This is a genomic window from Sporosarcina ureae, from assembly GCF_029267015.1.
Lineage (GTDB): Bacteria > Bacillota > Bacilli > Bacillales_A > Planococcaceae > Sporosarcina > Sporosarcina ureae_D.
The window spans coordinates 22,343-28,753 of record NZ_JARIEA010000069.1 but is presented as its reverse complement, the minus strand read 5'-3'; the positions used below and the strand labels follow the sequence as shown (position 1 = coordinate 28,753).

8 protein-coding genes are annotated in these 6,411 nt (G+C 43.3%); 5 read left to right on the top strand and 3 right to left on the bottom strand.

What is annotated here, in order from left to right; all coding sequences use genetic code 11:
• Positions 1 to 367: 367 nt before the first annotated feature.
• The 4 genes from Q7P97_RS11350 to Q7P97_RS11335 all read left to right on the top strand — a co-directional run bounded on the left by Q7P97_RS11350 (position 368) and on the right by Q7P97_RS11335 (position 3,419).
• Complete coding sequence (locus tag Q7P97_RS11350; RefSeq protein ID WP_303969291.1) at positions 368 to 937, top strand: hypothetical protein; 570 nt, start codon at positions 368 to 370, stop codon at positions 935 to 937.
• A gap of 114 nt (positions 938 to 1,051) precedes the next feature.
• On the top strand, positions 1,052 to 1,540 hold the full coding sequence (ybaK, locus tag Q7P97_RS11345; protein WP_303969290.1) for a Cys-tRNA(Pro) deacylase: 489 nt from the start codon (positions 1,052 to 1,054) through the stop codon (positions 1,538 to 1,540).
• Positions 1,541 to 1,616: 76 nt separating this feature from the next.
• Positions 1,617 to 2,264 (top strand): YczE/YyaS/YitT family protein, encoded by a 648-nt coding sequence (locus Q7P97_RS11340; protein ID WP_303969289.1) that lies wholly within the window; start codon positions 1,617 to 1,619, stop codon positions 2,262 to 2,264.
• Between the two features lie 60 nt (positions 2,265 to 2,324).
• On the top strand, positions 2,325 to 3,419 hold the full coding sequence (locus Q7P97_RS11335) for a hypothetical protein (protein ID WP_303969288.1): 1,095 nt from the start codon (positions 2,325 to 2,327) through the stop codon (positions 3,417 to 3,419).
• Positions 3,420 to 3,461: 42 nt separating this feature from the next.
• Here the strand turns inward: Q7P97_RS11335 and bshB2 are convergent, their stop codons facing one another.
• From bshB2 to thiD, 3 genes are all read right to left on the bottom strand, one after another.
• Positions 3,462 to 4,136, bottom strand: coding sequence for a bacillithiol biosynthesis deacetylase BshB2 (bshB2, locus tag Q7P97_RS11330; RefSeq protein WP_303969287.1), 675 nt, complete (start codon positions 4,134 to 4,136; stop codon positions 3,462 to 3,464).
• 13 nt (positions 4,137 to 4,149) lie between these two features.
• Positions 4,150 to 4,500, bottom strand: coding sequence for a YojF family protein (locus tag Q7P97_RS11325; protein ID WP_085428093.1), 351 nt, complete (start codon positions 4,498 to 4,500; stop codon positions 4,150 to 4,152).
• Positions 4,501 to 4,626: 126 nt separating this feature from the next.
• A complete protein-coding gene (thiD, locus tag Q7P97_RS11320) occupies positions 4,627 to 5,460 on the bottom strand; it encodes a bifunctional hydroxymethylpyrimidine kinase/phosphomethylpyrimidine kinase (protein WP_303969286.1) in 834 nt (277 codons plus the stop codon).
• Positions 5,461 to 5,655: 195 nt separating this feature from the next.
• Here thiD and Q7P97_RS11315 point away from each other — a divergent pair, with 195 nt between their 5' ends.
• Positions 5,656 to 6,411, top strand: coding sequence for a DUF4230 domain-containing protein (locus tag Q7P97_RS11315; RefSeq protein WP_303969285.1), 756 nt, complete (start codon positions 5,656 to 5,658; stop codon positions 6,409 to 6,411).

Genomic DNA, 6,411 nt, shown 5'->3' with positions numbered 1-6,411 from the left:
AAGCGTCCGCCAGCTGCAGCTTTCATCCCATGCACAATCCAATTAACTCTCTAATTCATTCACCATTCGCCCTTGAACTTAATAACCCTTACTAAGTTTCAAACCACACACTACTCCAAGTAGCGTGTGGTTTGTTTGGTTGCATAGAAAAGAGGGTAGTTATACTACACATGTTTACCTAACAAAAACTAGTATAAATCACCCGTCACGCATACGCTCATAGTATGAAATGCGTACCTGCTGGGTAAAATGAATACAACAACCCGCGCGATTCCAATCTTTTGATGGATTGGCAGTTCACGCGCTATTACGTAAACTAGTAATACTAGACACTCGTATCGAAAATTCCTATTCGGAGGTGGATACCATGAATGCTGTAATGGGGTTTGCGAGCGCTGCCGAACAACTGCAGCGGTATGACGCGGTCCGTAGAAAGAATGCCGAGAACGCTTATGAACGCCAAACAGAATTTCGGGAACAAGCGCAAAAGACTAAAGACGATTTAGTCGCCCTGTTGCGGGGAAACGCACAACCTATTGAAAAACTTGAGGAAACACCAAACGACTTCCAAAAGCTTGGCGCAGGCCAGGTCAAAAATATCTCGATTCCACTCGGCAACAACCTAGATGAAACCATTGAATTATGGCGTGATGTTCGCAAAGAAGCGTACTCTGAAACTGCGCCGACAACTGCGGACTATCAGCTAGCTAGTAAAGCATCAGCGAAGATCACACAAGCTGAACTACAGTTAGCGATACATAACCGCGCCAAAACGATCCACGATCAAATGAAGGCCGTCGATAAAAATGTTGTAACTGACGGACCAAGTCGCATGCAACAGCAATACAGTCATGCATTTTCTATCTATCAAGTACAAAGTCAAGCCAAATTGAATCAGTATCAACTGGATCAGCCCCAACTGAATGTTAGCGTCTGATCTGATTCGCTTGAAAACGGAGCTCGTTTTGCTGGAACCCAGTGAAATGGGCTTTTTAGTGATACATAGCATATACAAGTTCTCTATTAGAACGAAAGAAAGGATGTCACGTATATGGCAAAAAAACATAAGTCTCCTAAAACGAACGCAATCCGTATTATTGAAAGTGAAGATATATCACATGAAGTCGGTAGCTACGAAACAGATGACGGACAGAATGATGGAATTTCAGTTGCCAATAAAACGAATGAAGCGGTTGCGAACGTCTATAAAACGCTCGTAGCGATGGCTAGTAAAACGGACTTGCTCGTTTTTATCATTCCCGTATCAGATGAGTTGGATTTAAAAAAGGCTGCAAAGGCGGCAGGATTTAAAAAAGTGGACATGCTGCCAATGAAAGAACTGACGAAAGAAACAGGATATGTCCGTGGTGGATGTTCGCCGATCGGCATGAAACGGGAGTTACCGACATTCATTGACAAACAAGCAGAAGCGCTCGACTATTTTTATGTCAGCGCAGGTAAAGTCGGTTTACAAATGAAGTTGGCCCCTCACGACTTGGCGCTTGTCGCAAAAGCACAATTCAGTGATCTCGTAAAATAAGAACATAGCAACCTTGTCGATTTCTGTTACAATGAATCAATGAAGACATTGACAACTAAAAGAAAGAAGAATGTATATGCGTAATTTACTAGCTTGGCGGTGGATATTTTTCATCGGCGGCATGATGATTATGTCACTCGGTATCTCGTTGATGATTAAAGGTCAACGCCTTGGAATTGCACCGTGGGACGTATTCCATATTGGTTTGTATCAAAACTTCGGATTAACGATAGGATCCTGGAGTATAATATCAGGTTTTGTTATCATTGCGGTGACATCGGTGATTTTAAGGGAGTGGCCGAGACTAGGTACATGGTTAAATATGTTGGTGATCGGTGTGTTTATTGACTTTTTCAACTGGCTTTTGCCGGATGTCACATCATTGACTGCACAAATCATTTTATTCATCATCGGCGTATTCGTTTTATCCTATGGTGTAGGAATCTACGTTTCACCGAATCTTGGTGCGGGTCCACGTGATAGCTTGATGATACTGTTCGTCGAAAAGTTCGGCTGGAGTCTTCGATTGGTGCGTACTACGATAGAGGCAATCGCTACGCTATTTGGTTTCATACTGGGTGGACCTGTCGGGATTGGTACACTCGTTGTTGTCATATTCTCGGGACAAATCATTCAGATCGCCTTGCCGCAATGCAAGACAATATTGCTGAAGATCACTCAACAAACGGATGAGAAAGTGTTATTGAACTATAAAGAAGCATAAGCCATCGAGGCTGTGCTTTTTTTATTTGCCTATACATATGATGAAAGGAGGAAAGAAAGGGTGGTCAACATACACGGACATATTACAGAATATATGGGAACGGCTTATACAGGACAAGGCGTGCAGCACAAGTACGAGGAGTTGCTTGCAGAATCTAAGAAAACGATATTCTTGAAGTGTCTGCCTACGCATTCCTTATCGCAAGTACTTAATGACTTGGCGGTCTATTTTGTCAACAGGGGCTATCATGTGGATAGATTTATGAATCCTGGCCATGTGGATAAAACCGATGCGCTGTTCGTGAAAGGACTGGAACTTTTCATCTTACAGGCTTCACATCCCATTTCATTTGAGCCGACAGAAATAGGCAGACGCCATAAAGTATTTTGCTTTTATGATGTCTATCATCAAGATCAGCTGCTCGTTCGGCATGATGAAGTAAGTACGTTGCTGAAAGAAGAAAGGAGTCACTTCGCACAGTCGTTGAAGGCGTTAAAACAGGCAAAAGCGATCCATGACGAATGGGAAGCGGTAAATATCGCGCGCATGGATTGGCCGCGCCACGAAGAGATTACGGAAGAATTAAAGAGAGAGATATTCGGCACTATGGAGCTGACGAAAACTGCCCACGTCTCGCATCGAATTATCGGTTCATTGTCCGCTGGCAGTGCACATGATTTCATCCCATCGATTACGAGACGTATGAAACGTCGCTTTTTAATTAAAGGCTTGCCGGGTACAGGGAAATCAACTATGATGCGTGCGCTAGGTGATGAAGCGCAGCGTCGAGGAGTAAATGTGTTATATGGTTGGTGTGGCCTAGATCCCGCAAGTATTGACTTAGTGCTGTTTCCGGAGTTATCGATTTGCTTGTTTGACGCGACGAAACCTCATGCCTATGATGCGGATAGTCCGCGTGATGAATTAGTAGATATTGTTCCGTTGTGTGCGAAGGACGAGGAAGCAGAAAAGCAGATTGAGGATATTCGAGAGCGTTATCAAACAACCATTGGAGAAGCGGGCAAACAGATGCAAGTCGCTGTGCAAGCACAAAATAGCGTAAGAATACAAATGGACCGAGCATTGAACGTGGAAGTATTTGAGAAGAAGTTGCAAAGTCTTTATGCCTTTATTAAAGAGTTTGAAGACAAGTAATTTAGTATAAAACACAAAAAAACCGCAGAGGCTCTGCGGTTTTTACTTGAATGTATGAATATAAAAAGCTTCATTATGCAACCAATCGAGTGCCTCTGTATCGTTCGCTGCCCATCGCTTTTCCATATCAGGTAGCATCCATATCGTTTGTGATGCATGTGCGCGCAAAGCCGCAATCTTTTTATCTGCTACGTCTGGTGTATGGTGTACGATATGCGGTTCACCAAGTTGCTTTAACGTATCATTGTCGAATGCTTTCATGTATAGCACAGGACGGGTCGCTTCAGGCATGCGACTCATCGCTTCGATCACGGCCACGCCTGTCGCATTGTGGTCGGGGTGCACAGCAAGCGTCGGATGGAACGAGATGACTAATGAAGGATTTAATTCATCTATCAGATCGGTCATCATCGTAATGAGTTTCTCTGGATCTTCGAATTCTATAGTCTTGTCCCGAAGTCCCATCATTCGTAAATCTGTCAAACCCATTGCGTCACATGCATCCAGCAACTCTTGCTTACGGATCTGCGGCAGTGTTTCACGGTTCGCGAAGGGTGGATTTCCTAGGTTCCGTCCCATTTCGCCAAGTGTCAAGCAAGCATACGTAACGGGTACGCCCATTTCAACGTATTCTGCAATGGTTCCGGCGATTCCGAATGATTCATCGTCAGGGTGTGGGAATACAACGAGTACGTGTCGTTCTTTTTGCAACATCAAAAAATCTCCCTTCTTAATAAGCAAATGGTGTTTCACTGATTTCGAACGCAACCGCAAGTTTTCCGTCAGGTCCAAGTCCTGCCATCAGTAAACGATTATGCTCGTCAAGTGTGTAATGTGTAATACCTTGTGCGTAAATCCAACCGCTTGGCAACTTCAAGCCAATTCGGTGAGGAGATTCGCCTGCTACTTTTCCAAGTTCATAGCGAATGACGACATTACGAATGAATGCCCCCGCATTGAAAAAACCTTCTTGGAAATGAGAAGCATACGAACCGTTTGTTGTTTCCAAATGTATGTAGACATCTTTATTAGCAAAGGAGTCCAGTAACTCCTGTAAATGTTTCGCGTCAACAGTTTCCATGCTCAACCTCCTAAATCCTGCAGTCATTTTACTGCAATTCATCTATTTATTAGTATATAGATTGTACGATTTAATTGCGATTAGACGGCTCATAAAAAAAGTCAGGCCTAGACCTGACTTTTACGCTTATACTTCCTGCAGCTTTACCTGTGGTGCGTCAAACTGATTTTTTGCACCGTGCATGACAGGTCCTACATACTCATTGAGCTTCCAGCCGTGCGTAATTGCCGCTGTAACGAACTGTTTTGCTTCAATGACCGCGTCTTTAATCGTCATACCATTCGCTAGATTCGCTGTGATGGCTGCAGCAAACGTACAGCCTGCACCGTGATTATAATGTGTATCCGCTTTTTCTGATTTCAATACCGTAAATGTAGTACCATCGTAGAATAAATCTACCGCTGCTTCGTGATCAAGTTGTTTACCGCCTTTGATCACGACATTGCGTGCACCAAGTTCATGGATTTTCTGCGCCGCTACTTTCATGTCGTCAATAGTCTTCGGTGTTTTCATAGACGCTAATTGTCCTGCTTCGAATAAATTCGGTGTGACAATTTCTGCTTTTGGCACAAGATATTTGATCATCGCGTCCGTATTGCCTGGATTCAGTACTTCATCTTCACCTTTACAGACCATGACAGGGTCGATGACTACATGATCTAAGCCGGACTCATCAATTGCTTGGCCTGCTGTTTTGATAATTTCCTCCGTGCTTAGCATGCCAGTTTTAATTGCATCGATCCCAGTCGATAACGCAGTCTTCAATTGCGCTTTTACGACATCAATCGGTAATGAATAAACATCATGTGACCAGTTTTGATCGGGATCCATCGTCACAATTACTGTTACTGCCGTCATGCCGTATGTACCGTGTTCTTGAAAAGTCTTCAGATCCGCTTGAATACCTGCGCCGCCTGATGTATCCGAGCCTGCAATCGTTAAAGTTTTCTTCAATGGCATAATAAAACATCTCCTTCGCTTACTACTTTTTCTTGCTATTTATAGTATACAACTAATTGTCGGAATACAATCAATTTGGATGTTTAGAAAACCTAGAAATCACGTTATACGTATACGTTCTGCTAATGAAACCTATTAGTCGACAGAACGTACAGATAGAGACAAAGTGTCTGATCATAAGATAGGATGTGAGCCATGAGTAAGCATGATTCATCCAAAAGAGGGAAGAAGGAAAGACAAGAAGCAGATGCGCAGCCTGTCATACCGTTTGCTGGACGAAAAAAAACGAAACGCAAACGCAGGGGAGGAATTTTGGAACTTGCTTTCAGTTTATGGTCCTCGTGGAGAAAAACATATACTTTGCTTATTTTATTATTGATCGCCGCACTTATTACCCTGCCAATCGCAGGATTTTATTTAATGCAACTGGGTTCTACATTTTCTGAACAAAAAACAGCCTTCGTCGAGCGCGTACGAGAATTGCAAGAATTGGCGACCGCCGAAGCCTATACGAAAGTTCTCATCGAACGCACAGACAACGAATTATTCGGCCAAAGTATTGGCATTAATTTTCCTGGAACGAAACGGAATTTATTAGTGGTGATTCCCGGCTCCGTTAAGGCAGGAATCGACCTCAGTAAAGTCACTGAGCACGATATGCAAGTGGATGAAGAAGGAAAACGCATTCGGTTAACGATACCGAAAGCTGAATTCCTAGGTGGTGCCGAACTGTATTTCGATAAAGTGGAAGTGTATTCGGTAGAGGGACTATTCCGCGGTAAAGCGGATATTAAAGAAGGTTATGAACTAGCGAATGAAGCCAAAACATTACTAATGGAAGAAGCATCCGAGCAGGGTGTGCTGGATTCTGCGGAACAGAATGCAGTCAAATCGCTAAAGGATATGTTTTCATTCGCTGGCTATCGATTGGATATTGAATTTAAGGAGTGA

What these genes read in the sequence shown, in the direction of transcription:
- thiD (WP_303969286.1), bottom strand. Translation starts at nt 5,460, where the DNA reads ATGCCATTGAAGAAAACTTTAACGATTGCAGGCTCGGATACATCAGGC.
- Q7P97_RS11340 (WP_303969289.1), top strand. Translation starts at nt 1,617, where the DNA reads ATGCGTAATTTACTAGCTTGGCGGTGGATATTTTTCATCGGCGGCATG.
- Q7P97_RS11350 (WP_303969291.1), top strand. Translation starts at nt 368, where the DNA reads ATGAATGCTGTAATGGGGTTTGCGAGCGCTGCCGAACAACTGCAGCGG.
- ybaK (WP_303969290.1), top strand. Translation starts at nt 1,052, where the DNA reads ATGGCAAAAAAACATAAGTCTCCTAAAACGAACGCAATCCGTATTATT.
- Q7P97_RS11325 (WP_085428093.1), bottom strand. Translation starts at nt 4,500, where the DNA reads ATGGAAACTGTTGACGCGAAACATTTACAGGAGTTACTGGACTCCTTT.
- Q7P97_RS11315 (WP_303969285.1), top strand. Translation starts at nt 5,656, where the DNA reads ATGAGTAAGCATGATTCATCCAAAAGAGGGAAGAAGGAAAGACAAGAA.